This window comes from Streptomyces griseicoloratus, assembly GCF_014534645.1.
Taxonomy (GTDB): domain Bacteria; phylum Actinomycetota; class Actinomycetes; order Streptomycetales; family Streptomycetaceae; genus Streptomyces; species Streptomyces griseicoloratus.
Genome location: NZ_JACVQF010000181.1, coordinates 152,258 through 176,422, shown reverse-complemented (window position 1 = coordinate 176,422; position 24,165 = coordinate 152,258). Strand labels below are relative to the sequence as shown.

Below are 24,165 nucleotides of genomic sequence, written 5' to 3'. Positions count from 1 at the left end.
GAGGCTCGAACTCGCGACCTCAACCTTGGCAAGGTTGCGCTCTACCAACTGAGCTACGTCCGCCTGTCGTTTCGGTCCGCTTGCGCGTCCCGGCGACGTGTTGAACTCTAGCGGATTCCCGGGCCAGTACAAAAACGCGTTTGTGCAGCGTGCTGCGGTGCCCCTGGTGGCGGGCGTGGTCAGGGCCGCCGGAAGGACACGTTCGGGTCACCTCGCGGACACCCGCCTAGACTCGATCGCGTGCACGACCTCCCTCCCCTCGCCCGCTTCGGCGACCGTCTCGCCACCGGGCTCCTCGACGTCACGAGTGATCCGGCCGCCCTGGAGTCCAGCGGTTTCTGGGCCGTGTGCGCCGACTTCGAAGGCCGTCTGACCTGCGCCCGCTTCGGGGACGTACGGACGGAGTCCGTTCCCGCGCCCGTGCCGGGCGCGTGGCGCGGGCCGGGCACCGGTGACTGGACGTCCTCGCTGGACCGCGCCGCGTACACGGCGGCCGTACGGCGGATACGCGCGCACATCGCCGCCGGGGAGGTCTATCAGGCCAATCTGTGCCGGGTGCTGTCCGCGCCCATGGCTCCCGGCGCCGACGTGGACGCCCTGACCGCGCTGCTCGCCCGCGGCAACCCCGCCCCCTATGCGGGAACGATTCGCCTGCCGGCGCACGGGGTCGAGGCGGCCACCGCCTCGCCCGAGCTGTTCCTGCGGCGCGACGGCCGTGTCGTCACCTCCGGGCCGATCAAGGGAACCGGGCGGACCGAGGCCGACCTGCTGGAGAAGGACTACGCCGAGAACGTGATGATCGTGGACCTGGTCCGCAACGACATCGGCCGGGTCTGCACCCCGGGCAGCGTGACCGTGCCCGACCTGTGCGCCGTCGAGAAGCACCCGGGGCTCGTGCACCTGGTGTCGACCGTGCGTGGCGAGCTGCGCGCGGACGCCGGCTGGGCGGAGCTGCTCGACGCGGCCTTCCCGCCGGGTTCCGTGACCGGCGCCCCCAAGTCGAGTGCCCTGCGCATCATCGACGCGCTGGAGACCGCGCCCCGCGGGCCGTACTGCGGCGGCATCGGCTGGGTGGACGCCGACCGGGGAGTGGGGGAGCTGGCCGTCGGCATCCGCACCTTCTGGATCGACCGGGCCGAGGGGCTGCTGCGGTTCGGCACCGGCGCCGGCATCACCTGGGGATCCGACCCGGAGGGTGAGTGGCGGGAGACCGAACTGAAGGCGTCACGCCTGCTCGCGGTAGCGTCGGGGGCGTACGAGGTGAACGGAACGGGAGAGGCACTGCAGACGTGAAGATCTGGCTCGACGGCGGGCTGCAGGACATCGAGTCCGCCCGCGTCTCCGTCCTCGACCACGGGCTGACCGTGGGCGACGGCATCTTCGAGACGGTGAAGGCGGTGGACGGCAGGCCGTTCGCCCTGACCCGGCACCTCGACCGGCTGACCCGCTCGGCCCGCGGCCTGGGCCTGCCCGACCCCGACCTCGACGAGGTGCGCCGCGCCTGCGCCGCCGTCCTGGAGGCCAACCCCATGCGGCTGGGCCGGCTGCGCATCACCTACACCGGCGGCCACGGCCCGCTCGGCTCCGACCGGGGCGAGCACGGCCCGACCCTGGTGGTCGCCCTCGGCGAGACCGGTCGCCGCCCCGACTCCACGGCCGTGATCACCGTGCCCTGGACGCGCAACGAGCGCGGCGCACTCACGGGCCTGAAGACCACCTCGTACGCCGAGAACGTCGTCGCCCTGGCCCGCGCCCACGAACACGGCGCCTCCGAGGCCCTGTTCGGCAACACGGTGGGGCAGCTGTGCGAGGGGACGGGGTCCAACGTCTTCGTCGTGCTCGACGGCCAGATCCACACGCCGCCGGTCGCCTCGGGCTGTCTGGCGGGGATCACCCGTGCCCTGACCGTCGAGTGGACCGGCGCCCGCGAGACCGACCTCCCGATGGACGTCCTGGAGCGGGCCGACGAGGTCTTCCTGACCTCCACGCTGCGGGACGTGCAGGCCGTGCACCGGATCGACGACCGGGAACTGCCGGGCGCGCCGGGGCCGGTGACCGCCAAGGCCATGCGGGTCTTCGAGGAGCGGTCCGGGGACGACCTGGACCCGTGACCGCCGATATTCGGCTGACCTTCGCGGCTCCCGGCGGGTAGAACACCGGTGATGACCACGACCCTGCGGCCGACCGAGCCGCTTCAGCGCGCGGCCGACGGGACGCGTTCACGCCGCTACCAGGTGTGCGTGAACAGCCGTCCGGTCGGCGCGATACACCTCGGCACCTCCGCCGCCTTCGGCGACTCGGTGGCCGTGATCCACGACCTGCGCATCGACGAACCCGACCGACGCCGCGGCCGGGGCACGGTGGCCGCGCTCGCCGCGGAGGAGGTGGCGCGGGGCTGGGGCTGCCGGCAGATCGAGGCGTGGGTCCCCGCCGGGGCCGAGGCGGCGGAGGGCCTCGTGCGGGCGCTCGGCTACGTCCGCCGCAACCGCGGCATGCTGAAACGGCTCGGCGACACCCCGCCGACGCTGCCCCCGGGCAGCGCCCCCCGGCCCATGACGCAGGCCGAGTACGACGCCTGGCATGCCCACGAGTCGGAGCAGTACGCCCGCACCTGGATCGAGCGGGGCGTGCCCGAGGCGGAGGCGTACGCCAAGGCGCGGCGCGACCACGAGAGGCTGCTGCCGCAGGGGCTGGGCACGCGGGACATGCTGTTCAGCGTGGTGGAGCACCAGGGCAGCCGGGTCGGCGTCCTGTGGCTGGCGCTGCGAGAGGACCGGGCCTACGTGTTCGACGTCGAGGTCGACGAGGCCCACCGAGGCCGGGGACACGGCCGTACGCTGATGCTGCTCGCGGAGACACAGGCGATCGCCGCCGGCAGACGCCTCCTCGGGCTGAACGTGTTCGCGGGGAACACCGCGGCCGAGCGGCTCTACGAGTCGCTCGGCTACGAGACCACCCAGTCCGTCCACTACAAGCCGCTGCTGTAGCGGCCCTCAGTCCTTTTGCTCGGCCAGCAGCCGGTCCGCGATCTCCTCGATGCGCTCGCGCAGCCCCTCCTGGCTCTTGCCGCCGTCGAGCCGCTCGCCGCCGATCACGTACGTGGGGGTGCCGGTCACGCCGATCGCCTTGCCCTCGGCCTGGTCGGCGTCCACGATCAGGATGTGCCGGCCGTCGATCAGCGCCGTGTCGAACTCCTCGGCGTCCAGTCCGAGTTCCCGGGCCACCTCGACCAGGAGGGGCTCCCCCTTGCGGTCCAGCTCCGCGACCCGGTCCAGCACGGCCTCGACGTAGGGCCAGCCCCGCCCCTGGGCCATGGCCTCCTCGGCGGCCTGCGCGGCGGCGAAGGCGTGCTTGTGCTTCTCCAGCGGGAAGTGCCGCAGCCGCAGCTCCAGACGGTCGCCGTAGCGGGCGCGCAGGGCCCGGAGATCGTCCAGGGCGGTGTGGCAGTCCGGGCACTGGAGCTCGCACCAGACGTCGAGGACGGCGGCGGGACGGGCGGGGGAGGAGTCACTCATGGCCCCAGTCTCCCAGCCCCGCTCCGGCGCCCCAACCCGGACCTCGTCCGGCACGGGCGCACCACCACCGGCACCTGGGGAGGAGCCGACCCGGAGATCTCCCTGATGTCGGGCCGGTGCATGGCACCGCGGGGTTCGGACGGTGCAGGATGGAAGGGGCGAACCCGTACTCGCCGCCCGACCGAGCCCACCCTGGAGGACCGGATGATTGCCGAGACCGTCTGCTCCGCGGTGTCCGCGGCCGGCTTGGGCATCGCGGCCATCACCGCGTACCGCAGGCGCTTCCTCGCGGCGGCACGCATCGCCGCCTACTCCCTCGTTCCCATCGGCCTCGTGATGACCGGGATCGTCGAGTGGCTGGCCGACACGGCGTTCAGCCCGACGGCCTGGGCCGGCTTCGGGCTGCTGGGCGTGTCCTGGGTGCTGTTCATGACCACGCGGGCGGTGGAGCGCCGCCGCGGCGGCACCCGCAAGCAGCGCAAGGAGGCCCGCGCGGCCGCGGAGCGCGAGGCGGTGGCCCCGCCGGCCTCGGCGCCCTCCCTGGGCTCGGGCGCCCGTCAGACGTCCCGGCCGTCCGGCAAGCCCGCCGGCAGGTCCGCGGGCGAGGACGACTTCAGCGACATCGAGGCCATCCTGAAGAAGCACGGCATCTGAGGCCGGCGTCCGGCCACCTCGCCGGGGACCTGAAACGACACAGTGGGTCCGAGGCCGTCAGGGGGCGGCCCGGAATGATCACAACCTGAACCGGACATCGAGGAAAACGGCGAACAGCCGCTCATACCGGGCGTGTTGATCGCGTAGCGGGTCCGACCTGCGTCATCATCGCCCGCGAGATGCTGGACAGGACACAGCTGGACACACAGCTGGACACGAGACAGAGCGAAACCGCGCCACCGCAGGACGAACCGCGCGGCTGCCTCTTCGCCCTTTCCCAGCCACCGCTGATGATCTTCCTTGCGGTGATCGGGTGTCTGCTGCTCATGGCTTCGTTGCACGATCTGCTGCTGCTGTGAGCCGTACCCGCGCTCCCCGGCGTCACCCGCCGGGGACCGCGTAGCCGGCCGCGGGCCGGACGTCAGCCCGCGGCCTCCTTGCGCCGGGCCCGGTACGCGGCCACGTGCAGCCGGTTCCCGCACGTGCGGCTGTCGCAGTACCGCCGCGAGCGGTTGCGGGAGAGGTCGACGAAGGCGCGCCGGCAGTCGGGGGCCTCGCACCGCCGCAGCCGTTCCCGCTCCCCGGCGACCACGAAGAACGCCAGGGCCATGCCGCAGTCGGCGGCCAGGTGGTCGGCGACGGAGGCGCCGGGCGCGAAGTAGTGGATGTGCCAGTCGTACCCGTCGTGGTCGGTGAGCCGGGGCGTGGTGCCCGCGGCGGCGACCAGCTCGTTGATCAGTACGGAGGCGGTGCGGGCGTCGGGCGCCGCGAAGACCGCGGCGAAGCGCCCGCGGATCTTGCGCACCGCCGAGAGGTCGAACTCCGAGAGCACGCCCACATCACTGATTTTGTGCGTTCGTACAAAATCCTCGAGGGCCGCCACATCCGGCAGCCCGTCCGGCGCCGATTCGTCCTCCGGTGCGGTGTTCACCAGATCGACCACGGTGTCGAGGGCGCACCGGGTGTCGTGGGTGATCAGCACGTTTCGCTCCCTGGCCTGGGGGTCGGGCGGGCGCCCGCCGATGCTGGCCGATCGTAGTGGCTCCGGGAGCGGCCGTACCGGGTCCGATTCCGGACCGTGCCCGGATTGCCCGTACAACGCCGCTCGGCCGCCCCGGGTTCCCCGCGGCGGCGCGCCCGCCGTGTCCGTCGGCGCGCACGCACCGGCGCCGCCCCGCGGAGGTCCGCGGCGACGGCGCCGGTGTGTGCCGTATGCGGTTGTCCTGGCCCGTGCCGTCACCCCGAGTCGACGGCGCCGGGCTGCTTCACGGGGGCTTCGCCCCTAGCTTTCCGCCAGGATGTGCGAGAGCTCCTGATCCAGGTCGAAGTGGCGGTGTTCCGTGCCGGGGGGCACGGCGGCGTCCGTCCGCTTCAGGAAGGACTCCAGGGCCCGCGCCGGGGCCTCGAGCAGTGCCTCGCCCTCCGGGGAGCTCAGGGCGATGCACACGACGCCCTGACCGTGGCTGCGCGACGGCCAGACGCGGACGTCGCCGGTGCCGGTGGGACGGTGGAGACCTTCGGCGAGGAGGTCGCGGGCGAACACCCACTCGACGGTCTCCTCGGCTCCGGTGTGGAAGGTGGCGTGCACGGCGTAGGGGTCGGCCGTGTCGTACCGCAGGCCTGCGGGGACAGGCAGGGAGGACTCGCTCGACACAACGAGGCGCAGGTGCAGCTCGCAGCTGACCGTGGTGTTCATAAGCGCCAGGGCCTTTCGCTCAGTGTGCGCTCGGGGATTCGCACGTCGGCGAAATCGACATGCCACCTACGGTGCCGTTGTAAACCCCTCTGAGTGTTTTGCGTGCCTTTACGTAACTCTTCCGGCCGAAAGATCGTTGTCAAGGTGCGTCCATTCCGGTGACTCGTTTGGCTCGGGTAGGGTTTGGCCGTATGAATACGGGGAGTAGCGAGCCGGGCGAGGTTGCTTTGGCATCGGACGACACCAGGCCGGACGAGGCGGACGGCGGGCAGGGGCTCGGGTCGCGGGCGCCGGAATTCATCAAGGCGCGCCGCGCGCTGCATCTGAGCTGGCAGGTCGGGGTCTTCATCGTCGGGCTCGCGGTCGTGGCCGCCGGCATCGTGATGCTGCCGCTGCCCGGCCCGGGCTGGGTCGTGATCTTCGGCGGCATGGCGATCTGGGCGACCGAGTTCGTCTGGGCCCAGCTCGTCCTGCGCTGGACCAAGCGCAAGGTCACCGAGGCGGCCCAGCGGGCCCTCGACCCCAAGGTGCGGCGCCGCAACATCATCCTCACGACGGTCGGCCTGGTGCTCGTCGCGGCCATCGCCGGCTTCTACCTCTGGAAGTTCGGCTTCGTGATGCCCTGGAAGATCGAGGACCAGTGATCCCCGCCGGGGGCGCGGTCCGGACCGCCGCCGCCCCCGCGCGTCACTGCCCGTGAGGCCTGCCGCCCCGCTGCGGGCGGCGCCGGTCGCACCCGTGGTCACAGGGACCCCCTGACATGCGGTAATGTTCTTCCTGCGCCCGGGCGATTAGCTCAGTGGGAGAGCGCTTCGTTCACACCGAAGAGGTCACTGGTTCGAACCCAGTATCGCCCACCGGATCACAAGGCGGCCCGGCTCACGATCGTGAGCCGGGCCGCCTTTGTCGTGCCTGTGAGCACCTGGCGGCCGGCGCTCCGTGCGCCGGGGCGGTCGCGGGGCGGTTCCGCTTGGCCCCGTCTTCACCCAACCGTGACCTTCCCCGACGAGCCCTCCGGTGGGTCTCCCGGTGTTCGGTCCGTCGATCACGCACCGCCGACCTGGGTGTTTCCGTCCCGTCGGCCGACGCGGCCGGGGGGCTTCGCCGAGGCGGCCGGACGGTCGCGCCCATCAATTCCTGTCCGGGTCATTGACGCGCCCGTAGGCCCTCCGTAACTTGTGCCAGCAAGCGCTTACTTGAAACGATTCATGGGGCGAACGCTACGTCGCGGGGAGGCTCGTATGCAGCAGGGCAGGGATGTGGAGAGGCGGACGATCCTCAAAGCGGCGGGGGCCTCGCTGGCCGTCGCGGGGCTGGGAGCGACGGCCACCGCGTGCGGTGGCGGCACCGGCTCGGGAGACGGAACGGTGACGATCCGTTACTCGTGGTGGGGTGCCGAGGACCGGGCCGAGCGCATCAACAAGACCATCGCGCTCTTCGAGAAGAAGTACCCGAAGATCAAGGTCAAGACCGACTTCCAGCCGTACCTGGATTTCTGGAAGAAGTTCAACACGCAGGCCTCCGGAGGGAATCCGCCGGACGTCTTCCAGAATGCCATCGGATTTCTCCGCAAGTACGACGCGAAGAATGTCCTGCTCGACCTCGGCGAGCAGGTGAAGGCCGGCAACCTCTCCATGGAGGGATTCCGGGCGGGCCTGGAGAAGTTCGGCGAGATCGACGGCAAGCTCCTCGGTGTCCCGGTCGGTTCCAACTCCATGGCCCTCGTCATCGACAAGCCCGTCTACACCCGGGCCGGCGTCAAGCCCGAACAGGGCTGGACCTGGGACGACTTCGAAGAGGCGATGACGAAGGTCCGCGACAGGACGGGCCGGGCCGGGGACAGCGGCATGTACGGCGTCATGTACCTCTACGACCTGTACCTGCGGCAGAACGGCAAGGCGTTCTTCACCGAGGACGGACTCGGCTTCACCGAGGCGGACCTCACCGAATGGTGGACCAGGGCGGAGAAGCAGGTGAAGTCCGGTCTGTTCGCCGACCCGAAGAAGGTCGCCCAGATCAAGCCCAAGTCGGCGCTCTCCGCCGAACTCGCCGGCAGCGAGTTCACCTGGGACAACTTCACCGTCCGCTACACCTCCGAGGGCAAGAGCGAGTACGGCCTCGCGCCCATCCCGACCACGGACGGCAAGAAGACCGGCCAGTACCTCGGCTCCCTGATGCTCAGCGCGTCCAAGCGCACCCGGCACCCCAAGGAAGTCGCCCAGTTCATCGACTTCATGGTGCACGATCCCGAGGTCGCCAAGATCATGGGTTACGACCGCGGCGTGCCCACGACGCAGGCCCAGTACGACGCGTACCGGCCGACCGACCCGGTCAACAAGGCCATCGCCGCCTACGAGGAGTCCCTCGTGAAGGCGGGCGTCCTGGAGCCCATCACCCCGCACCCGAACGGCGCCGACATCTGCGAGGCCGCGTTCCTGCGCATCGCCGAGGAGATGGCGCTGGGCAAGCGGTCCGTGGACGACGCCGTCGAGCAGTTCTTCAACGAGTCGAAGACGGCTCTCGCCGGCTGATGGGAAGCGCCGTGACACACGCCCCTGCGATGGAGGACCTGACCCGGGACTCCGAGCCGCGGCACGGCCTTGCGAAGCCCCGGCCCTCCGCCGCCCTCAAGCGGCGGCGGCGCCGGGACAACCTGGCCGGCTACCTCTTCATGTCCCCCTGGATCGCCGGTTTCCTGCTGCTGACGGCGGGACCGATGGCCGCCTCGCTCTACTTCGCCTTCACCGACTACAACCTCTTCGACGCGCCCCGATGGATCGGCCTGGACAACTTCTCCGAGATGTTCGGCGACCCGCGCTGGCGCCACTCGGTCCGGGTGACGCTGTGGTACGTCGTCGTCGGCACGCCGATCAAGCTGATCGCCGCCCTCGGCGTGGCGCTGCTGCTGGCCCAGAAGCGGCGCGGGCAGGCCTTCTACCGGGCCGCCTTCTACGCGCCGTCGCTGATCGGCGCGAGCGTGTCCGTCGCCATCGTCTGGAAGGCGATCTTCTCGGACGACGCGGTGGTCGACCGTACGCAGAAGCTCTTCGGGATCGACGTCGGCGGCTGGACCGGCGACCCCGACATGATCATCTACAGCCTGGTGGCGCTCACCGTCTGGCAGTTCGGCGCCCCCATGGTCATCTTCCTGGCCGGTCTCAAGCAGGTGCCGCGCGAGCTGTACGAGGCGGCCGACGTCGACGGGGCGGGCAAGCTGCGGCAGTTCTGGAACATCACCCTGCCGATGATCTCCCCGGTCCTCTTCTTCAACGTCCTGCTGGAGACCATCCACTCCTTCCAGATCTTCAGCTCGGCCTACATCGTCGGCGGCGGCGCCGGAGGCAACGCCTGCGGACCCGCGGACGGCTCCATGGTCTACACCTGTTACCTGTACGTCCAGGGCTTCGAGAACAGCCGCATGGGCCTGGCCTCCGCCATGGCGTGGATGCTGCTGGTCGCGGTCGCCCTGGTCACCGCGGTGCTGTTCTGGTCCCAGAAGCGCTGGGTGCACTACGAGGAGGGCGGCCGATGAGCGCGCAGGCCACCGATGTCACACCGGCCCGGTCCACCAGGGCGGCGGCCCTCAGGCGCAGGCTGCCCGGCTCGCTCGCCTGGCACCTCGGGTCGCTGGCGATCCTCACGGTGATCCTCTACCCGGTGGTCTGGGTCATCGGCGGCTCGTTCAAGGAGAGCGAGGACATCGTCGGCAGCCTGGACCTCTTTCCGGCCGACCCGATCACCAGCAACTACACGCGTCTGACCGAGGGCATCGCGGACATCCCGATCTCCACGTTCTTCATGAACTCGCTGCTGCTCGCGGTGGGTTCGGTGGTCGGCATCCTGCTGTCCTGCTCGCTGACGGCCTACGCCTTCGCGAAGATCAGGTTCGCGGGCCGCAACCTGCTCTTCACGCTGATGATCGGCACGCTCCTGCTGCCGTACCACGTGCTGCTGATCCCGCAGTACGTGCTGTTCCGCAACATGGACATGATCAACACGTACACGCCGCTGCTGCTGGGCAAGTACCTCGCGACGGAAGCGTTCTTCGTCTTCCTGATGGTGCAGTTCATGCGCAACCTGCCCAAGGAGCTGGACGAGGCGGCCCGCCTCGACGGCTGCGGGCACTTCCGCATCTACTGGTCGATCGTGCTCCCGCTGTGCCGCCCGGCCCTGATCACCAGCGCGATCTTCACCTTCATCAACTCCTGGAACGACTTCATGGGCCCGCTGATCTACCTCAACGAGCCCGACAAGTACACGGTGTCGCTGGGTCTGAAGATGTTCGTCGACCAGGAGGCCCTGGCGGACTACGGCGGCATGATCGCGATGTCGCTCGTCGCCCTGCTGCCCGTCCTCGCCTTCTTCCTGGCCTTCCAGCGCTATCTCATCGACGGCATGGCGACCTCCGGTCTGAAGGGCTGAGGTGGACCGATGACGACCGAGGCGCACGCCGAGTCCCGCAAGGAGCGAGGGGAGTCGCTGCTCGCCGAGCGGTTCGCCCTGTTCGCCGAGTGCCTGCTGACCGGAGTGTGGATCGCGGTGGCCGCGCTGCCGCTGGTCACCTACCCCGCCGCGTTCGCGGCCGGCGCGCGCCACCTCGGGCGGCGGCTCGCCCACGAGCGCGGCGGGTGGCGGGAGTTCGCGGCCGACTTCCGCTCGGCGCTGCGCGGCGGATGGCTCGTCGGCCTGGCCGGATGGGCCGTCCTCGCCGCGGTGTGGGTGGACGTACGGGCCGTGCGGGCAGGCCTGCCCGGCGGCGCTCTCGTGGGCGCCGTCGGGGTGTCCGCCCTCATCGGCGCGGCCGTGGCCGTTCTGCGCGCCGCGGCCGCCTGGGCGCCCGGCGTGACCTGGCGGTCCCTGCTCGCCGCCGCCGGGCGCCGGACCGTGCTCGACCCCGCCGGTTCCTTCCTGATCGTCGGCGGGCTGGCCGTGGTGGTCCTGTCCGCCTGGGTCGTCGCGCCGCTGGCGGTCCCCGTGCTCGGTGCCGTCGCGGCGGCGGCCGTCGCGGTGGAGGAGCGCTACCTCCGCCGCTGATCCGGCGGCCCCTTCCGCAGCAGGCCGGCGCTCCGGCGCCGCGCCTTGCTCTGTCATGCCCCTGACCACCGCTCGGAACGCTTCCCGCACGGAAAGGAAAGGCCATGTCCCCGATCCCCCGCAGGTCCCTCCTCAAGGCGGCCGCCGTCGCCGGCGCCGCCGCCCAGTTCAGCTGGGCGCTCGGCGCGAACGACGCGCAGGCCGCGCCCGCCGCCGGGACCGCCGGCGCCGACCCCGTCACCCTGGACTGGCTGGAGGACGGCGGCCTGGGCGCCGCGCCCGGCTCCACGGTCGGCGTCCCCTGGCCGCGGGGCGTGCACCGGGAGGACCAGACGTTCGCCGTGACCGACGCCGACGGCAGGCCCGTACCCGTGCAGTCGTGGCCGCTGGCGTACTGGCCCGACGGCTCCCTGAAATGGACCGCGCACGCCGTCGGCTCCGGCTCCGGCAGGCTCACCCTGACCGCCGGGACCCCCGCCGCGCCCGAGAAGAAGGTCACCGTCGACCGGAGCGGCGGCACCATCGTCGTGTCGACCGGCGTCCTCACCGCGAGGATCGGCACGTCCGGCACCACCCTGATCAGATCGGTCACCCGCGGCTCCACCGAGATCGCGAAGAACGGCCGGCTCGTCCTGCTGCGCCAGCCCGAGATCGAGGACGGCGACCAGGGCACGGTGAAGTACGAGCGCTTCGACGGCGCGGTCTCGGAGGTCACCGTCGAGCAGGAGGGCCCGGTCCGGGCCGTCGTCCGCATCGACGGCAAGCACCGCAAGGGCAGCCGCGGCTGGCTCCCCTTCTCCATCCGCCTCTACTTCTACGCGGGCGCCGACTCCTTCCGCATGGTGCACACCATCACCTACGACGGCACCCAGGAGCCGGGCAGGGCGAGCGGCGACTTCATCCGCGGCCTCGGCGTCCGCTTCACCGTGCCGATGCGCGACGAGAGCTACGACCGTCACATCCGCATCGGCGGCGAGGGCACCGGCCTGCTGCGCGAGGCCGTCAAGGGCATCACCGGACTGCGCCGGGACCCGGGCGCGGCCGTGCAGGCGGCGCAGTACGCGGGCGAGAAGCTGCCCGACCCGTCCACCTGGGACCAGCGGGTCACCACCCGCCTCCAGTACATCCCGGAGTGGGGCGACTACACCCTCTCCCAGCTCTCCGCCGACGGCTTCACCGTGCGCAAGCGCACCAAGAAGGGACACGGCTGGATCGGCGCGGGCGGCGGCCGGCGCGCCTCCGGCTTCGGATACGTCGGCGGGACCAGCGGCGGCCTCTCCTTCGGGCTGCGCGACTTCTGGGAGAAGTACCCCGCCCAGCTCGACATCCGCGACGCCCACACCGACGAGGCCGAGGTCACCCTCTGGCTCTGGTCACCCGAGGCACAGCCCATGGACCTGCGCTTCTACCACGACGGCATGGGCCAGGACACCTACGCCGAACAGCTCGAAGGCCTCAACATCACCTACGAGGACTACGAGCCGGAGTTCGGTACCCCCTACGGCATCGCCCGCACCTCCGAGCTGCTGTTCTGGGCCAACGCCTCCACCCCGGACGCCGACACGCTCGCCGAGCAGGTCCAGGCCGTGCGCGTGCTGCCGCAACTGGCCGCCCCGCCGAAGCAGCTCATCGGGGCGGGCGTCTTCGGCAAGGGCCTGTACTCCGAGCCCGACCGCTCCACGCCGGCCAAGGCGAAGATCGAGGACCACCTCGACTTCCTCTTCACCTACTACAAGGACCAGGTGGAGATGCGCCGTTGGTACGGCTTCTGGGACTACGGCGACATCATGCACACCTACGACACCGCCCGGCACCAGTGGCGCTACGACGTCGGCGGCTACGCCTGGGACAACTCCGAGCTGTCGCCCGACCTGTGGCTCTGGTACGCCTACCTGCGCTCCGGGCGCGCCGACATCTTCCGCTTCGCCGAGGCCATGACCCGGCACACCGGCGAGGTCGACGTCTACCACCTGGGCAAGTGGGCGGGCCTCGGCACCCGGCACGGCGTGCAGCACTACGCCGACAGCGCCAAGCAGCAGCGCATCGCCAACACCACCTACCGCCGCTTCTACTACTTCCTCACCGCCGACGAACGCGTCGGCGACCTCATGCACGCCAATGTCGACTCCGACGAGACGTTCCTCGTGCTCGACCCGCAGCGCAAGGTCCGCCCCGACCCGGACTACACGCCCGACCCGCACGCCCTGTCGATCGGCTTCGGCACCGACTGGAGCGGCCTGGTGTCGGCGTGGCTGACCGAGTGGGAACGCAAGGGCCCCAAGTGGGAGAAGGCACGCGCGCGCGTACTGTCCACGATGGAGACGATCGCCGCCCAGCCCAACGGCTTCGTCCAGGGCAGCGGCCTGTACGACCTGGACACCGGGAAGTTCGCGATCGCGGAGCGGCCCGCGGTGTCCGTCTCGCACCTCTCGGCGGTCTTCGGCCTGAACGAGCTGTGCGCCGAACTCATCGACCTGGTCGACATGCCCGAGTTCAAGGAGGCCTACCTCGACTACTGCCGCTACTTCAACGCCACCAAGGCAGAACAGGCCGCCCGGTACGGCAGCAACTTCGGCAGCCTGATCCTCTTCCAGGGCCACTCGCGCCTCGACGCCTACGCGGCCGTGCAGACCGGGGACGCCAAGCTCGCCACGCGCGCGTGGGAGAAGTTCTACAACTCGGACGGCTACAAGGAGTCGGCGCCCTGGAAGACCGAGAAGCTCAGCGGCCCCGTCACGCTGGTGCCGGGCAGCGAGGCGAGCTGGGTGTCCACCAACGACACCGCGCTCTACGGACTCGCCGCCATCGAGAACCTGGCACTTCTGGGCGACATGATGCCGTAGCCGGCACGTGACGGGCGCGGGGGCGGGGCACACTCCCCACGTGGACTGGAACCATTACCGATTCCGCAGTCTGTGGACCCTCCCCGCGCCCGTGGCGGCCGTCTACCGGGCCCTGGAACGGATCGAGGACTACCCCCGCTGGTGGCCCCAGGTGCGCGAGGTCACCCGGCTCGACGGCACCAGCGGGACCATCCGGATCCGCTCGCTCGTCCCCTACGACCTGACCTGCACCCTGCGGGAGCGGGCGCGCGACCCGGCCGCGGGGATCCTGGAGGTCTCCCTGTCCGGCGACATCGACGGCTGGGCATGCTGGACGATCATCCCCCGGGGCACCGGCGCCCTCGCCCGGTACGACCAGGAGGTCGACGTCCGCAAGCCGCTGCTGCGCCGGCTCGCCGTGCCGGGAAGGCCTGTCTTCCGGGCCAACCACACGCTGATGATGCGGGCCGGGCGGCGCGCACTGGCCACCCGGCTGCAAGCGGTTTGAAGGAAGGGCGCCTGGACCTGTATTGTTCAGTGCGTTCCCGGGCGATTAGCTCAGTGGGAGAGCGCTTCGTTCACACCGAAGAGGTCACTGGTTCGAACCCAGTATCGCCCACGATCGCGAGAGCGACGTGTGTCCGCAGAAGACGCGGACCACGTCGCTCTCTTCGTGTTTTGCGCGGCTTCGCCGCGCGCAGTGGGGGCTGCGCCACCCACACCCCCGTGACCGGCGTTACTGCCGGCCGGAATGGAGGGATCACGCCGCCGCCGGCAGATCCGGTCGCAGCGGCCAGGCCGGGTCCACCGCCTCCTCGGTCCCGTTCAGCGCGAACCACGCCTGCAGCCCCCGCGCCTGCCCCGCGTGCCACACGGCCTGCAGGGTGTGCAGCTCGGCGGGGGACAGCCGCTCCAGACGCCCCGCGAAACGGCGCCCCACCGCCCGTACGACCTCCAGTGCGGCCTGGGCGTCCGCCGCCGCGTCGTGCGCGCCCTCCAGGGGGACGCCGTAGTGCGCGCACAGGTCGGTGAGGGTGCGGCGGCCCTTGCGGTAGCGGTCGAGGTGCTTGTCGAGCACCCGGGGGTCGAGGACGTGCAGGGACTTCCGCTCCAGCCAGCGGCCGAGGGAGGAGGCGCGGTGCCGGCGCAACTCCCGGTCCAGCAGCGTCAGATCGAAGGGCGCGTTCATCACCACGAGAGGACGCCCGGCCACGGCCTGCTCGGCCAGGGCCTCCGCTATCTCGTACATCACCGGCGCGGGCCAGCGGCCGTTGCGCTGCAGATGCTCCTCCGTCAGCCCGTGCACCGCCGTCGCCGCCTCGGGCACCGGCACGCCCGGGTTCACCAGCCAGCGGCTGATGCGCGGGCGCAGCCCGGGGGCGTCCTGGACGACGAGGGCGGCCGACACGATCCGGTCGGTCTCGACGTCCACCCCGGTGGTCTCCGTGTCGAAGGCGGCCAGCGGCCCCTCGAACCAGCACGTCATAAGACACCCAACTCCTCGTCCCACCACGGCAGCTGACGCGCCGTCTTCTGTCCCGGTTCGGTGATACCCGGGCTGTTTGCGGCGTACGCCGGAAGGACACAACAGGAGTACGGGTCTTTGCAGTTCAGCGGCCCGAAGCGGGGATTCACCAGTTCTGGAAGGCTGTTGGTCATGGCCATAGCGCAGCCCGAACGGGGCGGGCTGCTGCCCGAGCGCACGGCGCCCACGCGCGGCTCCCTCGCCACCACCGCCTGCATGGAGACGCTGCAGGTCGGCTATCTGCACGCGGTCGCCGCCGCCGCGGGCTGCTCGCTGTCCCAGCCCTTCCCGGACAACGGCATCGACTGGCACGTCAGCCACAGCGCGCCCGGGCACACGGTCGACGACGAGGTCACCATCAAGGTGCAGCTCAAGGCGACGTACCAGATTCCGCCCGGCCCGCCGGGACGCTTCTTCTCCTTCACCCTCGACAACGACCACCTGGCCAAGCTCGCCCGCACGCCGGTGTCCGTGCACAAGATCCTGGTCGTGATGATCGTCCCGCGCTCCCGGGACCAGTGGCTGCGCGCCGGCCACGACCGGCTCGACCTCAGGCACTGCTGCTACTGGACCAACCTCGCCGGACACCCGGTCACGGGCCGGCGCCGCACGACGGTCCGGATACCGACCGCACGCATCTTCGACGACCGGGCGTTGTGCGAGATCATGACGCGGGTCGGGACGGGAGGGAAACCATGACGCACCGCCCGGCCGGCGAACGTCTGCGGGCCGTCCGGCCGCACCCCACCGGCACCGCCTGGGACGGCCACCCGCCCGAGCCCGACGCGGTCGACCCGGCCGTGCTCACCGCCCTGCTGCACCGGCACGGCTGGCAGCGGCGCGGCGGCGCCCCCGGGCGCTACGGCCGCTGGACCCCGCCCGGACCGGGCGGCGGCGCCACGAGCCTGCTGGTCCCGGTCGGCCGCGCCTTCCCCGACAGCGACGACCTGCTCGGCGAGGCGCTGCTCGCCCTGTCCCGCAGCGGCACGCCCTCCGCCCGCGAGATCCTGGTCTCCCTCGCCGTACCCAGCGACGAGATCCGCTGGTGGCGCGACGCCCCGGCCGGACCCGGCGGCTCCACGCCCTGGAACGACGAGGAACGGCTGCGCGGCGCCGCCCGCCGGATGCTCACCGCCGGCGCGCTCGCCACGCGCGCGCGTGCCGGCTACTACGGCGCCCGGCACCGCCGCGCCGCCGCGGCCTCCCTGGAGAACGTCCTGGTCGGTCCCGCCCCGGGCGGCCGCCGCCTGACCGCGTTCGTCCCCGTCGCCACCGGCCGCCCCCTCGCCGTACGCCTCCACGAGGCGCTGTACGCGGCCCGCGAGGCGATCGACTACCGGCGGGCCACCGGCGGCATGGAGGCCTTCGACACCGCCGTCGCGGCGGGCGTCAGCCAGGAGCTCACCGAGGCGCTCGTGGCCCTCGTCACCGGCACGGAGGGAGCCCGGGTCGCCGTGGACTGGGCACCGGCAGCCGGAGTCCCCGAGGGCTGCGCCGCCCTCGCCGAGCCCGTCGAGTTCTCGCCCGGCGACCTGCCCGCCCTGCGCGAGGCCGGCGCCCGCTACCTGCGCGCGGAACCCTCCGTGCCGGTGCGGATCACCGGCACGGTGGTGCGGATGCGCAGGTCGGGGCCGCGCGGCGTGGGCACCGTACGGCTGCGGGTGCTCGCCGGGGCCGAGGTCCCGCACGTACGGATCACCCTGGACGAGGAGTCCTACCGCATCGCCGGCCACGCGCACCTCGTCGGACTGCCGGTGCGGGTGCACGGCCGGCTGGAGAGCCGGGGCGGCTTCCGCCGGCTCACCGGCGCCCGCGAGGTCGTCCCGGTGCAGGTCGACGAGGCCGAGCGGGACCGGCTGATGAAGGCGCTGCAGGAGAACCTCGACTGCTTCGAGGAGGCCTGCTCAGGGGAGTGATTTCGCTGTCGGCGGGCCCGGGTCGGTACCATCGCCCTCAGCGTGCGCTCCGGTATGGCGCCGCGAACCCACTTCAGTCAGGAGAGACCGGTGTCAGACGTCCGTGTGATCATCCAACGCGATTCCGAGCGGGAAGAACGCGTGGTGACGACGGGCACTACGGCCGCCGAGCTCTTCGCCGGCGAGCGCTCGATCGTGGCCGCGCGTGTGGAGGGCGAGCTCAAGGACCTCGCCTACGAGGTCAAGGACGGCGAGACCGTCGAGGGCGTCGAGATCTCCTCCGAGGACGGCCTCAACATCCTGCGCCACTCCACCGCGCACGTCATGGCGCAGGCCGTGCAGGAGCTGTTCCCCGAGGCCAAGCTGGGCATCGGCCCGCCCATCAAGGACGGCTTCTACTACGACTTCGACGTGGACAAGCCCTTCCACCCCGATGACCTCAAGGCCATCGAGAAGAAGATGCAGGAGATCCAGAAGCGCGGCCAGCGCTTCTCCCGTCGTGCCGTCACCGACGAGGCCGCCCGCGAGGAGCTGGCCGACGAGCCGTACAAGCTGGAGCTGATCGGCCTCAAGGGCGCCGCGGGGCAGGCCGCCGACGGTGCCGACGCCGAGGTCGGCGCCGGTGAGCTGACGATCTACGACAACCTCGACGCCAAGACCGGCGAGCTGTGCTGGAAGGACCTCTGCCGAGGCCCCCACCTGCCGACCACCCGTGTCATCCCCGCCTTCAAGCTGATGCGCACCGCCGCCGCCTACTGGCGCGGCAGCGAGAAGAACCCGCAGCTCCAGCGCATCTACGGCACCGCCTGGCCGTCCAAGGACGAGCTGAAGGCGCACCTGGAGTTCCTGGCCGAGGCCGAGAAGCGCGACCACCGCAAGCTCGGCGCCGAGCTGGACCTGTTCTCCTTCCCCGACGAGCTGGGCCCCGGCCTCGCGGTGTTCCACCCCAAGGGCGGGGTGATCCGCAAGGTGATGGAGGACTACTCGCGCCGCCGGCACGAGGTCTCCGGCTACGAGTTCGTGAACACCCCGCACATCTCGAAGGAGCACCTCTTCGAGATCTCCGGGCACCTGCCGCACTACGCGGAGGGCATGTTCCCGCCCATCCAGTTCGACGAGCAGAACTACCGCCTCAAGGCGATGAACTGCCCGATGCACAACCTGATCTTCAAGTCGCGGGGCCGCTCCTACCGTGAGCTGCCGCTGCGCCTGTTCGAGTTCGGGACGGTGTACCGGTACGAGAAGTCGGGCGTCGTGCACGGGCTGACCCGCTCGCGCGGCTTCACCCAGGACGACTCGCACATCTACTGCACCAAGGAGCAGATGCCGGAGGAGCTGGACACGCTCCTGACCTTCGTGCTCGACCTGCTGCGCGACTACGGCCTGACCGAGTTCGAGCTGGAGCTGTCCACCCGCGACGACTCCGACAAGTTCATCGGCTCGGACGAGGACTGGGACGAGGCCACCGAGGCGCTGCGCCTGGCCGCCGAGAAGCAGAACCTGCCGCTGGTCCCGGACCCGGGCGGCGCCGCCTACTACGGCCCGAAGATCTCCGTCCAGGCCAAGGACGCCATCGGCCGGTCCTGGCAGATGTCGACCATCCAGGTCGACTTCAACCAGCCCAAGCGGTTCGGGCTGGAGTACACCGCGGCGGACGGCTCGCACCAGCAGCCGGTCATGATCCACCGGGCGCTGTTCGGCTCCATCGAGCGATTCTTCGGTGTGCTCCTGGAGCACTACGCCGGTGCCTTCCCGGCGTGGCTGGCGCCCGTCCAGGCGCTCGGCATCCCGATCGGCGACACGCACGTGCCGTACCTGCGGGAGTTCGCCGAGAAGGCCAAGGCGGCCGGTCTGCGCGTCGAGGTCGACGCCTCCTCCGACCGCATGCAGAAGAAGATCCGCAACGCCCAGAAGGCGAAGGTGCCCTTCATGGTCATCGCGGGCGACGAGGACATGGCCAACGGTGCCGTCTCCTTCCGCTACCGCGACGGTTCCCAGGAGAACGGCATCCCCGTCGACGAGGCCATCGCGAAGATCGTGAAGGTCGTCGAGGAGCGGGTGCAGGTCTGACCGGCAGGCACCGAAGGCCCCCGGGAGATCCGGGGGCCTTTCCCGGTCCCCGGGGGCGACGCCATATGCTGCACGCATGACGAGTGAGCCGGAGCAGCAGTTGGGAGTGGGGACGCAGGACGCGTTCCAGCGCTTGTGGACCCCCCACCGGATGGCCTACATCCAGGGTGAGAACAAGCCGAGCGGCCCGGGGGCCGACGACGGCTGCCCCTTCTGCTCGATCCCGGCCAAGTCCGACGAGGACGGGCTGATCGTCCGGCGCGGCGAGCACGTGTACGCGGTGCTCAACCTGTACCCGTACAACGGCGGCCACCTCATGACCGTGCCGTACCGCCACGTCGCCGACTACACCGAGCTGAGCGACGCGGAGACCGCGGAACTCGCCGGGCTGACCAAGCAGGCGATGACGGCCCTGCGCACCGCCTCCGGCGCCCACGGCTTCAACATCGGCATGAACCAGGGCTCGGTGGCCGGCGCGGGCATCGCCGCCCACCTGCACCAGCACATCGTGCCCCGCTGGGGCGGCGACACGAACTTCATGCCGGTCGTCGGCCACACGAAGGTGCTGCCGCAGCTGCTGGGCGACACCCGCAAGATGCTGGCGGAGGCCTGGCCGACGGCCTGACCTCCTGACGGAGGCCGGCATCGTCAGCCCGTCCGGCGCTTGAGGACGAGGCCGTGCAGGCCGAAGCGGGGTCTGGGGGCGCAGCCCCCAGCGAGGCTCACGCGTCGTACACGTCGGCCTTCCGCGGCGACGGATCCTGCACCGCCGTGCTGAGGAACGCCGACCGCGTCCCGAACTTCTCGGTGTCCACGCCGTTCTCCTCCAGCACCCGGATCGCCGCCGCGTGCACCACCCGCAGCACCGGCGTCGCGGCGCGCAGCGCGTCGTCCGCCATGAAGCGGTGCCGCCAGGGCTGATCCGCCCAGGCGTGCCGCAGGCCGAACGGCTCGGGCAGTCCTATCGTGCCGCCGAGCCAGTTCAGCAGCGGCGGGTACCAGGTGAGCGGGGCGCGGACGGCAAGCCGTACGACCTCGTTGGTGGTGACCAGCGGGAGCATCACCTTCCGTGTCTCCCACGGCTTGAACGACTTGGCGACCTCCTTCGAGGGCGCCTCCGGCTTGGTCGTGAAGAGCGGGTTCACCGGGCCCAGGGCATGACCGGTGACCTCGATGCGCAGGGTCGCGTGCAGCACCGTCACCGTGATCATCATCGTGATGACCAGCTGCCCGTCCCACAGCGTCCACTGGACGCCCAGGTAGTGCCGGTCCCCGGCCCCGAACTGCTGCTTGTTGCAGATGTCCTGTATCGCGTGCGGCTTGACCTGGTACGCCTCGACGTCCGTGCCCTCCGGGCGTGAGACCGCCTTGGCGTTCTCCCCGATCGGCGTGACGACCCAGTGCCGTATGGACGGCTTGGGGAAGCCGCCGGTGTTCAGCGGGCCGCGCTCCAGCATCCGCAGCTGGTCGTGGATGGACCGTATGACGTCCCAGCTGCGGAAGGGGTGGATCTCCCGCGTGGGGTCGGCGGGCACCAGGTCCTCGGCGAGCTGCCAGCTGCCCCAGCGCGTGCCCATGCCGAGGATGCCCTTGGGGCCGGCGTAGAAGACCGAGTTCGACTGCTGTTCGGCGCCGAGCCTGGCCAGGGACTGGCGCAGCTTTTCGGCCGCGGTCTCTCCGGGATCGCTGGGCACCGCCTCGGGGACCTTGGCGCCGACGCTGCTGCCCGACAGGAGGCTGTCCCAGCGCTCCCGCAGGTCCCTGGCCGTGCGCTCGCAGATCCGCCGGGCCCAGAACCAGCCGATGACGGGCATCACGACGGACGCGCGGGCGTACCAGGCCCAGAAACCGGTGAAGGGCATCTTGAGCAGGAACAGCACGGCGAGCACGCCGACCGCGACGAGCACGGCGGTGGCGAGGGCGCCGGCCTGCTTGTTCTCCGTCTTGGAGACGGTGGTGCGGATCTGGAAGGTGAGCAGCCAGACCAGCAGGCCGGGCAGGAACAGCAGACCGCACACCACCGTGACGGCGGTCAGCCGGTTGTCGCGCTCCCTGCGGATGCGGTTGGCGGCCAGACAGTGTTCGACGACCACCTGCGGTTCGGTTCCGAAGGACTGGATGAGGGGCTTGCGGTCGCCGCCCAGCATGCGGTCCACGACCGCGCGGGAGAACGCCTCGCCCAGGTTGGGCCGGAAGATCGTGGCCCATGGGCGGCCGGCCTTCACCTCCGACTGGTGCCACTCGTTGTCGGCCTTCTTGATCTCCTCCATGGGGTTGTCCCGGTAGGCCGCCGAGGCCAGGGCGAAGGTCGCCGTCTGGCCCTCGTCGCCCGTACGCGGCACCTGCGGACCGAAGAAGTCCGCGTAACCGCCGTCAACGGTCATTCCCGCCCCCGATCGCCACCACTGTCGCTTGCGGCCTTCCCGACTTCCTTGCCTCGCACACCTGTTGATCAGGTCATCAGCGTATCCGCAGCCACGGACATGCGTCGCCGGATGCCCGAAGGCGCCCCCGCGTGCGCGGTCCGGGCCGCTGTGCGCCGTCATGCGCCCGGCCGTGAAGACGCCCCGACGGCCCCGCACATGCGCGGTCGGAGGCGGGAACGGCCGCTCATCCAGGGCCGGTTGAGCACGGGCCGCCCGGGACGCCGCCGGCGCGGTGGGGGACTCCGCGCCGGCGGACGGGCCCGGCCGGCCCTACGACGCGGCCTTCGCCTCCTCGCGCAGCCGCTCCGCGATCTGCGGCGGCATCGGCTCGTGCCGTGCGTAGCGGCGGTTGAAGCGCGCCGTGCCGTGCGACAGGGAGCGCAGGTCCACCGCGTACCGGCCGATCTCGATCTCCGGCACCTCCGCCCGTACGAGGGTGCGCCCGCCGGCGGTCTGCTCGGTGCCGAGCACCCGGCCGCGCCGCCCCGACAGGTCGCTCATCACGGCGCCCACGTAGTCGTCGCCGACCAGCACGCTCACCTCGGCCACCGGCTCCAGCAGATGGATCTTCGCGTCGGCCGCCGCCTCCCGCAGGGCCAGCGCGCCGGCCGTCTGGAAGGCGGCGTCGGAGGAGTCGACCGAGTGCGCCTTGCCGTCCAGCAGCGTGACCCGGACGTCGATCAGCGGATGGCCCGCCGCGACCCCCTTGGCTGCCTGGGCCCGTACGCCCTTCTCGACGGACGGGATGAACTGCCGGGGCACGGCGCCGCCGACCACCTTGTCGACGAACTCGATGCCCGAGCCGCCGGGCAGCGGCTCCACCTCGATCTCGCAGATGGCGTACTGCCCGTGCCCGCCGGACTGCTTGACGTGCCGGCCGCGTCCGGCGGCCTTGCTCCCGAAGGTCTCCCGCAGCGACACCTTGTGCGGAACGACGTCGACCTGGACGCCGTACCGGCTGCGCAGCCGCTCCAGGGCCACGTCCGCGTGGGCCTCGCCCAGGCACCACAGGACCACCTGGTGGGTGTCCTGGTTCTGCTCCAGCTTCATCGTCGGGTCCTCGGCGACCAGCCGGGCCAGGCCCTGGGACAGCTTGTCCTCGTCCGGTTTGCTGTGCGCCTGGATGGCGAGCGGCAGCAGCGGGTCGGGCATCTCCCACGGCGCCATCAGCAGCGGGTCGTCCTTCGCGGAGAGGGTGTCGCCGGTCTCCGCGCGGCTCAGCTTCGCCACACAGGCCAGGTCGCCCGCGATGACGTGGCCGACCGGGCGCTGCTGCTTGCCGAACGGTGTGGACAGGGCGCCGATCCGTTCGTCGACGTCGTGGTCCTCGTGGCCGCGGTCGGCCAGACCGTGCCCGGAGACGTGCACCGTCTGGTCGGCGCGCAGGGTGCCGGAGAAGATGCGGACCAGTGAGATCCGGCCGACGTAGGGGTCGGAGGAGGTCTTCACGACCTCGGCGACCAGCGACTCGTCGGGATCGCACGTCTTCAGGGCGCGTGGTGTGCCGTCGGGCGTGGTCACCTGGGGCGCCTCGCGCTCCAGCGGCGTCGGGAAGCCGCGGGTGATCAGCTCCAGCAGCTCCACGGTACCGAGCCCCTGCCGCGCGCCGTCGGCGGCGGGAGCGGCGGCCAGGACGGGGAAGAAGGCCCCGCGGGCGACGGCCCGCTCCAGGTCCTGGATCAGGGTCGCGACGTCGACCTCCTCGCCGCCGAGATAGCGGTCCATGAGGGTCTCGTCCTCGCTCTCGGAGATGATCCCCTCGATCAGCCGGTTGCGGGCCTCCTCCAGCAGCGGCAGCTGGTCCTCGCCCGGCTCGGACGCCTTGCGCTCGCCTGAGGAGTAGTCGAACAGCTGCTGGGACAGCAGCCCGGTCAGGCCCGTCACGGGCGCGTGCCCGTCGGGCGCCTGCGGGCCGTGCAGCGGCAGGTACAGCGGCAGCACGGCGTCGGGGTCGTCCCCGCCGAAGGCCTCGGCGCAGATCCGCGTCATCTCCTCGAAGTCGGCGCGGGCCGCCTCCAGGTGCGTGACGACGATGGCCCGCGGCATGCCGACGGCCGCGCACTCCTCCCACACCATGCGGGTCGAGCCGTCCACCCCGTCGGAGGCCGAGACGACGAACAGGGCCGCGTCCGCGGCCCGCAGACCGGCCCTGAGCTCACCGACGAAGTCGGCGTATCCCGGGGTGTCCAGAAGGTTGATCTTGATGCCGTCCCATTCGACGGGCACCAGGGAGAGCTGCACGGACCGTTGCTGGCGGTGCTCGATCTCGTCGTAGTCCGAGACACAGCCGCCGTCCTCCACGCGGCCCGCCCGGTTCAGTGCTCCCGCGGTCAGCGCGAGAGCTTCCACCAGAGTCGTCTTGCCCGCTCCGGAGTGGCCGACCAGCACCACATTCCGTACGGACGCGGGATGGTCGGCCGCCTGTGCCCTGCCGGCGGCTCCGGGGTGGGTGTGTGTCTTGTCGCCCATGTCCTTGCCTCCCGTGCACGGTGAGGTCACTGTGGGCG

General features: G+C 71.2%; 22 protein-coding genes and 2 tRNA genes. 18 read left to right on the top strand and 6 right to left on the bottom strand.

Annotated elements, in window-relative coordinates; translation table 11 throughout:
- Nucleotides 1-240 precede the first annotated feature (240 nt).
- From H0H10_RS10540 to H0H10_RS10530, 3 genes are read left to right on the top strand one after another with little or no spacing between them, the layout of a single operon-like run.
- Nucleotides 241-1,293 (top strand): chorismate-binding protein, encoded by a 1,053-nt coding sequence (locus tag H0H10_RS10540; protein ID WP_188180607.1) that lies wholly within the window; start codon nucleotides 241-243, stop codon nucleotides 1,291-1,293.
- Nucleotides 1,290-2,111 (top strand): aminotransferase class IV, encoded by an 822-nt coding sequence (locus H0H10_RS10535; protein WP_188180606.1) that lies wholly within the window; start codon nucleotides 1,290-1,292, stop codon nucleotides 2,109-2,111. The genes H0H10_RS10540 and H0H10_RS10535 overlap by 4 nt, the downstream gene beginning before the upstream one ends.
- 51 nt (nucleotides 2,112-2,162) lie before the next feature.
- The gene (locus tag H0H10_RS10530) at nucleotides 2,163-2,987 is read left to right on the top strand and encodes a GNAT family N-acetyltransferase (RefSeq protein ID WP_188180605.1); all 825 of its coding nucleotides are present in this window, start codon (nucleotides 2,163-2,165) and stop codon (nucleotides 2,985-2,987) included.
- Between the two features lie 6 nt (nucleotides 2,988-2,993).
- On the opposite strand, the gene H0H10_RS10525 is transcribed toward H0H10_RS10530, so the two are convergent.
- Nucleotides 2,994-3,515 (bottom strand): DsbA family protein, encoded by a 522-nt coding sequence (locus tag H0H10_RS10525; RefSeq protein ID WP_188180604.1) that lies wholly within the window; start codon nucleotides 3,513-3,515, stop codon nucleotides 2,994-2,996.
- A gap of 204 nt (nucleotides 3,516-3,719) precedes the next feature.
- Between H0H10_RS10525 and H0H10_RS10520 the strand changes: the two genes are divergently transcribed.
- Both H0H10_RS10520 and H0H10_RS10515 read left to right on the top strand, forming a co-directional pair.
- Nucleotides 3,720-4,169 (top strand): hypothetical protein, encoded by a 450-nt coding sequence (locus H0H10_RS10520; RefSeq protein ID WP_188180603.1) that lies wholly within the window; start codon nucleotides 3,720-3,722, stop codon nucleotides 4,167-4,169.
- Between the two features lie 179 nt (nucleotides 4,170-4,348).
- Nucleotides 4,349-4,528, top strand: a complete 180-nt coding sequence (locus H0H10_RS10515) for a hypothetical protein (protein WP_188180602.1) — start codon at nucleotides 4,349-4,351, stop codon at nucleotides 4,526-4,528.
- Nucleotides 4,529-4,590: 62 nt separating this feature from the next.
- Here the strand turns inward: H0H10_RS10515 and H0H10_RS10510 are convergent, their stop codons facing one another.
- Both H0H10_RS10510 and H0H10_RS10505 read right to left on the bottom strand, forming a co-directional pair.
- A complete protein-coding gene (locus tag H0H10_RS10510) occupies nucleotides 4,591-5,151 on the bottom strand; it encodes a CGNR zinc finger domain-containing protein (RefSeq protein ID WP_188180601.1) in 561 nt (186 codons plus the stop codon).
- A gap of 300 nt (nucleotides 5,152-5,451) precedes the next feature.
- Complete coding sequence (locus H0H10_RS10505; RefSeq protein ID WP_004002642.1) at nucleotides 5,452-5,865, bottom strand: SsgA family sporulation/cell division regulator; 414 nt, start codon at nucleotides 5,863-5,865, stop codon at nucleotides 5,452-5,454.
- A gap of 191 nt (nucleotides 5,866-6,056) precedes the next feature.
- Here H0H10_RS10505 and H0H10_RS10500 point away from each other — a divergent pair, with 191 nt between their 5' ends.
- The 9 genes from H0H10_RS10500 (at nucleotide 6,057) to H0H10_RS10460 (ending at nucleotide 14,340) form a co-directional block, all read left to right on the top strand.
- Nucleotides 6,057-6,509 (top strand): TIGR02611 family protein, encoded by a 453-nt coding sequence (locus H0H10_RS10500; RefSeq protein ID WP_188180600.1) that lies wholly within the window; start codon nucleotides 6,057-6,059, stop codon nucleotides 6,507-6,509.
- A gap of 141 nt (nucleotides 6,510-6,650) precedes the next feature.
- Nucleotides 6,651-6,722 (top strand) — tRNA-Val (locus H0H10_RS10495).
- A 384-nt stretch (nucleotides 6,723-7,106) separates the two neighbouring features.
- On the top strand, nucleotides 7,107-8,396 hold the full coding sequence (locus tag H0H10_RS10490; RefSeq protein WP_188180599.1) for an ABC transporter substrate-binding protein: 1,290 nt from the start codon (nucleotides 7,107-7,109) through the stop codon (nucleotides 8,394-8,396).
- Complete coding sequence (locus tag H0H10_RS10485; protein WP_188180598.1) at nucleotides 8,396-9,397, top strand: carbohydrate ABC transporter permease; 1,002 nt, start codon at nucleotides 8,396-8,398, stop codon at nucleotides 9,395-9,397. Before H0H10_RS10490 ends, H0H10_RS10485 begins: the two co-directional genes overlap by 1 nt.
- On the top strand, nucleotides 9,394-10,287 hold the full coding sequence (locus tag H0H10_RS10480) for a carbohydrate ABC transporter permease (RefSeq protein ID WP_188180597.1): 894 nt from the start codon (nucleotides 9,394-9,396) through the stop codon (nucleotides 10,285-10,287). Before H0H10_RS10485 ends, H0H10_RS10480 begins: the two co-directional genes overlap by 4 nt.
- Nucleotides 10,288-10,296: 9 nt before the next feature.
- Nucleotides 10,297-10,899, top strand: coding sequence for a hypothetical protein (locus H0H10_RS10475; RefSeq protein ID WP_188180596.1), 603 nt, complete (start codon nucleotides 10,297-10,299; stop codon nucleotides 10,897-10,899).
- A 104-nt stretch (nucleotides 10,900-11,003) separates the two neighbouring features.
- Nucleotides 11,004-13,742: an exo-rhamnogalacturonan lyase family protein gene (locus tag H0H10_RS10470; RefSeq protein ID WP_188180595.1), complete on the top strand. Its 2,739-nt coding sequence runs from the start codon at nucleotides 11,004-11,006 to the stop codon at nucleotides 13,740-13,742.
- A 40-nt stretch (nucleotides 13,743-13,782) separates the two neighbouring features.
- Nucleotides 13,783-14,229, top strand: a complete 447-nt coding sequence (locus H0H10_RS10465) for an SRPBCC family protein (protein WP_188180594.1) — start codon at nucleotides 13,783-13,785, stop codon at nucleotides 14,227-14,229.
- Between the two features lie 39 nt (nucleotides 14,230-14,268).
- Nucleotides 14,269-14,340 (top strand) — tRNA-Val (locus tag H0H10_RS10460).
- Nucleotides 14,341-14,481: 141 nt separating this feature from the next.
- Here H0H10_RS10460 and H0H10_RS10455 read toward each other — a convergent pair.
- Complete coding sequence (locus H0H10_RS10455; RefSeq protein WP_188180593.1) at nucleotides 14,482-15,207, bottom strand: 3'-5' exonuclease; 726 nt, start codon at nucleotides 15,205-15,207, stop codon at nucleotides 14,482-14,484.
- Between the two features lie 171 nt (nucleotides 15,208-15,378).
- On the opposite strand from H0H10_RS10455, the gene H0H10_RS10450 reads away from it, so the two are divergent.
- The 4 genes from H0H10_RS10450 to H0H10_RS10435 all read left to right on the top strand — a co-directional run bounded on the left by H0H10_RS10450 (nucleotide 15,379) and on the right by H0H10_RS10435 (nucleotide 19,857).
- Nucleotides 15,379-15,945, top strand: a complete 567-nt coding sequence (locus H0H10_RS10450) for a DUF4365 domain-containing protein (protein WP_188180592.1) — start codon at nucleotides 15,379-15,381, stop codon at nucleotides 15,943-15,945.
- On the top strand, nucleotides 15,942-17,162 hold the full coding sequence (locus tag H0H10_RS10445; protein ID WP_188180591.1) for a hypothetical protein: 1,221 nt from the start codon (nucleotides 15,942-15,944) through the stop codon (nucleotides 17,160-17,162). The genes H0H10_RS10450 and H0H10_RS10445 overlap by 4 nt, the downstream gene beginning before the upstream one ends.
- A gap of 90 nt (nucleotides 17,163-17,252) precedes the next feature.
- Nucleotides 17,253-19,232, top strand: a complete 1,980-nt coding sequence (gene thrS, locus H0H10_RS10440) for a threonine--tRNA ligase (RefSeq protein ID WP_188180590.1) — start codon at nucleotides 17,253-17,255, stop codon at nucleotides 19,230-19,232.
- A 76-nt stretch (nucleotides 19,233-19,308) separates the two neighbouring features.
- Nucleotides 19,309-19,857, top strand: a complete 549-nt coding sequence (locus H0H10_RS10435; protein ID WP_188180589.1) for an HIT family protein — start codon at nucleotides 19,309-19,311, stop codon at nucleotides 19,855-19,857.
- Nucleotides 19,858-19,954: 97 nt separating this feature from the next.
- Here the strand turns inward: H0H10_RS10435 and H0H10_RS10430 are convergent, their stop codons facing one another.
- Together H0H10_RS10430 and H0H10_RS10425 are read right to left on the bottom strand one after the other, a co-directional pair.
- Nucleotides 19,955-21,616: an AbeC-like domain-containing protein gene (locus H0H10_RS10430; RefSeq protein WP_188180588.1), complete on the bottom strand. Its 1,662-nt coding sequence runs from the start codon at nucleotides 21,614-21,616 to the stop codon at nucleotides 19,955-19,957.
- Between the two features lie 312 nt (nucleotides 21,617-21,928).
- Nucleotides 21,929-24,127: an elongation factor G-like protein EF-G2 gene (locus H0H10_RS10425; RefSeq protein ID WP_188180587.1), complete on the bottom strand. Its 2,199-nt coding sequence runs from the start codon at nucleotides 24,125-24,127 to the stop codon at nucleotides 21,929-21,931.
- Between the last annotated feature and the right edge of the window lie 38 nt (nucleotides 24,128-24,165).

What these genes read in the sequence shown, in the direction of transcription:
- H0H10_RS10530 (WP_188180605.1), top strand. Translation starts at nt 2,163, where the DNA reads ATGACCACGACCCTGCGGCCGACCGAGCCGCTTCAGCGCGCGGCCGAC.
- H0H10_RS10525 (WP_188180604.1), bottom strand. Translation starts at nt 3,515, where the DNA reads ATGAGTGACTCCTCCCCCGCCCGTCCCGCCGCCGTCCTCGACGTCTGG.
- H0H10_RS10520 (WP_188180603.1), top strand. Translation starts at nt 3,720, where the DNA reads ATGATTGCCGAGACCGTCTGCTCCGCGGTGTCCGCGGCCGGCTTGGGC.
- H0H10_RS10515 (WP_188180602.1), top strand. Translation starts at nt 4,349, where the DNA reads ATGCTGGACAGGACACAGCTGGACACACAGCTGGACACGAGACAGAGC.
- H0H10_RS10505 (WP_004002642.1), bottom strand. Translation starts at nt 5,865, where the DNA reads ATGAACACCACGGTCAGCTGCGAGCTGCACCTGCGCCTCGTTGTGTCG.
- H0H10_RS10500 (WP_188180600.1), top strand. Translation starts at nt 6,057, where the DNA reads ATGAATACGGGGAGTAGCGAGCCGGGCGAGGTTGCTTTGGCATCGGAC.
- H0H10_RS10490 (WP_188180599.1), top strand. Translation starts at nt 7,107, where the DNA reads ATGCAGCAGGGCAGGGATGTGGAGAGGCGGACGATCCTCAAAGCGGCG.
- H0H10_RS10485 (WP_188180598.1), top strand. Translation starts at nt 8,396, where the DNA reads ATGGGAAGCGCCGTGACACACGCCCCTGCGATGGAGGACCTGACCCGG.
- H0H10_RS10480 (WP_188180597.1), top strand. Translation starts at nt 9,394, where the DNA reads ATGAGCGCGCAGGCCACCGATGTCACACCGGCCCGGTCCACCAGGGCG.
- H0H10_RS10475 (WP_188180596.1), top strand. Translation starts at nt 10,297, where the DNA reads ATGACGACCGAGGCGCACGCCGAGTCCCGCAAGGAGCGAGGGGAGTCG.
- H0H10_RS10470 (WP_188180595.1), top strand. Translation starts at nt 11,004, where the DNA reads ATGTCCCCGATCCCCCGCAGGTCCCTCCTCAAGGCGGCCGCCGTCGCC.
- H0H10_RS10455 (WP_188180593.1), bottom strand. Translation starts at nt 15,207, where the DNA reads ATGACGTGCTGGTTCGAGGGGCCGCTGGCCGCCTTCGACACGGAGACC.
- H0H10_RS10450 (WP_188180592.1), top strand. Translation starts at nt 15,379, where the DNA reads ATGGCCATAGCGCAGCCCGAACGGGGCGGGCTGCTGCCCGAGCGCACG.
- H0H10_RS10445 (WP_188180591.1), top strand. Translation starts at nt 15,942, where the DNA reads ATGACGCACCGCCCGGCCGGCGAACGTCTGCGGGCCGTCCGGCCGCAC.
- H0H10_RS10435 (WP_188180589.1), top strand. Translation starts at nt 19,309, where the DNA reads ATGACGAGTGAGCCGGAGCAGCAGTTGGGAGTGGGGACGCAGGACGCG.
- H0H10_RS10430 (WP_188180588.1), bottom strand. Translation starts at nt 21,616, where the DNA reads ATGACCGTTGACGGCGGTTACGCGGACTTCTTCGGTCCGCAGGTGCCG.
- H0H10_RS10425 (WP_188180587.1), bottom strand. Translation starts at nt 24,127, where the DNA reads ATGGGCGACAAGACACACACCCACCCCGGAGCCGCCGGCAGGGCACAG.